Source organism: Marinobacter halodurans, assembly GCF_004327985.1.
Classification (GTDB): domain Bacteria; phylum Pseudomonadota; class Gammaproteobacteria; order Pseudomonadales; family Oleiphilaceae; genus Marinobacter_A; species Marinobacter_A halodurans.
Map to the genome: position 1 here is coordinate 1 of NZ_SJDL01000100.1, position 2,851 is coordinate 2,851.

Consider the following 2,851-nt stretch of genomic DNA (forward strand, 5'->3'; position numbering starts at 1 on the left):
CAGGTATTGCGCAGGCGTTTGAGCGGGTCGGTTTCGTTATCGCGTTGATTGGCATCGATCGCTGCCGGATCCGCCCGGAACAGGTCGGCGGCTTCCGCCAGGCGCGCCCGGATGCGGTCCCGCAGTTCCTTGGTGGCCGCTTCGGTAAAGGTCACCACCAGGATGTCCCTGGGCGTCAGCCCGTGGGCGTTGTCGGCGATGGGCTCGTGGCCGAGGATCGCACGCACGTAGAGCAGCGCGATGGTGAACGTCTTGCCCGTGCCGGCGCTGGCCTCGATCAGCCGGCTGCCGTGGAGCGGAAAGGTAATGGGGTCCAGCCGGCGGTTGTCGGTATCGCTCATGCCTTATCCTCTCCGCCGGGTCGATCCGCTTCGTTGTGTACGTTGGCCCAGATGGGCCGGTACAAGCGGTCGGTCAGCGCCGCAAACCGGCCGGTCGCCCGGAGACTGTCAAAATCGGGATACAACCGTTGCAGGTAGGGGCTCTCGTCCACTTCACCGCTTCGTTTGAACTGGGGCTCATAGGCGCCCTGGGCCGCGCGGAGCATGCCCTCCTCCCCTTTTTTCTCGACGGACAGCCAGGCGAAGGCCGTCTTGGGCGCGACCGGGAACGGGCTCAGCAATGCGTCCAGCCAGGCGTGCATCAGATCTTCCAGGGCGCTTTCTGCCCGGATTCGATCCAGGGGACTGAAGGCCACATCGCCGGCCTGGCTCAACACGTGGGTGGTCACCGGCGCCGCCACGGCATTGGCCGCCAGGTGCTGGACCCAGGGCCGAAGCAGCTGGTGCCAGCGATAGCGGCGATCCGGCGTCGTGATGTTGCTGCTACTCAGGACGATCTGGAGGGCGCGGCCGTCGTCAGCGAATCGCAGATCCCGGACCCAGTCTTCCAGTACCAGGTGGTGATCGCCCCGCTCTATGCTGATGCGCACGGGCCTCAGCGATTCCACCTGCGGAGCGGACGCCAGCAAGTCGCGATAGCGGCCATACAGCTCGGGCAACGGCGCGATGGCCTGACGCACCTGGAGTGAAGCCAGTCCCTCCGCCAGTGCCAGCTCCCCTCGCCCGACGGCCCGATGGGCGGCCTGTCGTAGCTTGTCGGTGAGCTGATCCGGGTCGGTTTCGTGCTGGAGCACGTCCTGCACGAGATGGTCGGTGAGCTGCCAGCGGCCAAGGCCATCCAGAACGATGGGTTCCTCGTCCTCGCTGTCCTGCGAAGTGCGCTCAAAATAGACGCCCAATCGCTGCTGGAAGAACACCGCCGACGGCTGGCGCAGGAAGCGGGCCAGTTCGGTCAGGCCCAACGGTTGCTCGAAGACGGTTTCCGGGAGGTTTTCCGGCCAGACGTGTGCATCGGCGCTCTCCTCTTGATCGCCTTCCAGCGCCGTCCGCCATTCCTTGGCAAACGTAAACAGCGGCGAATCCTCATCCGGCGACGGGAAATAGCGGGTGCTGAAGGGCTGCAACGGATGCAGCGTGGTCAACGTCTTCGTTAATGGATCGTCGCCCTCGGCGGGACGCCGGACCCGGTCGATATGATCGCGCAACTGGGCGATCAGCACCGACGGCGGCCGCTCGCTGTTGTCGTGAATGCTGCGCCCGACCCAGGACACGTAGAACTGATCCCGCGCCGACAGGAAGGCTTCCAGGAACAGGAAGCGGTCGTCCTCCCGCCGGGAGCGATCGCCGGGGCGGTAATCCCGGGCCATCAGGTCGAAATCCATGGGCGGCTGGGTGCGCGGGTAGTCACCGTCGTTCATGCCCAGCAGGCACACCCGCCGGAACGGGATCGCCCGCATGGGCAGCAGTGTGGCGAAGTTCACCTTGCCCGCCAGGAAACGTTGGCTGAGGCCGCCCTGGTCCAGTCGCTCCAACAGCACGTCGCGCACCACATGCAGCGGTAGCGGATCGTCCAGCCCGGCCTGCTCGCAGGCGTCGAACCATTGGTCCAGTGCCGCTTCCAGTTGGCTGAACAGCAGCACGTCCTCGCCCTCGGGTTCGCCGAAGAAGTCCCGCAGCAGCTGATGCAACACGGCCACCCACTCTGCCGGCGCGCGGGATTCGCTCAGCCATTCCCAGTATTGCTGCAGCTGGCGAACGAAGGCGTCGAGCTGCCCGGCCAGTCGGCTTTCCAGTCCACCCACTTCGTCGTAGGGCTCGATGGCTTGCCACGACTCCCCTTCCCCGGTGGCGTAGCCCAGCAGCATGCGGCGCAGACCAAACAGCCAGGTGTTGCGGAACAGATCCGGCGGCAATTCCAGCGAGGCGCGGTGGCGATCGTCCAGACCCCAGCGGATATTGGCGCCCCGAATCCAGTCGTGCAGTTGGGGCAGATCGTCTTCGGTCAGGCCGAAACGGTCGCGCAATAGCGGCACGTCCAGCAGATCGAGCACGTCGCTGACCGCGAGACGGGATTCCGGCAGCGACATCAGCGCTTCCAGGGCCGCGACAACCGGCGACTGGTGACGCTGGCCCTGGTCCGAGATGGTGTACGGAATGTAGCGGTCGTCCTCCGGATCCAGCTGGCCGAACACGGCTTCCACGTGGGGCGTGTAGGCGTTGATGTCCGGCACCATGACGATGATGTCCTGGGGCTGCAGTGTCGGATCGGCGCTGAAGGCGGCCAGCAGCTGATCGTGCAGGATTTCCACTTCCCGCAGGGGACTGTGGGCGGCGTGGAACACCAGCGACCGGTCGGCGCGATCGGCCTCGGTCGCCTGGCGTTCGCTTTCATGCACCGGATTCAGGTTGAGGATGTCGTTCTGCAGATCCTGCAGCAGTGAACGGCCGTCACTTTCCCGGAACAGGTCAACGCGGTCCAGCCAGTGGGCGTAGCTCTCCGGCACATCGTA

General features: G+C 65.5%; 2 protein-coding genes. Both read right to left on the minus strand.

The genetic code is table 11. The annotated features are described in order from the left end of the window. Nucleotides 1–341, minus strand: a 341-nt coding sequence (locus EZI54_RS23420) for a UvrD-helicase domain-containing protein (RefSeq protein ID WP_131484270.1), incomplete at its 3' end; no start/stop codon positions are given. Beyond that, nucleotides 338–2,851, minus strand: a 2,514-nt coding sequence (recC, locus tag EZI54_RS23425) for an exodeoxyribonuclease V subunit gamma (RefSeq protein ID WP_131484271.1), incomplete at its 5' end; no start/stop codon positions are given. The genes EZI54_RS23420 and recC, both read right to left, overlap by 4 nt.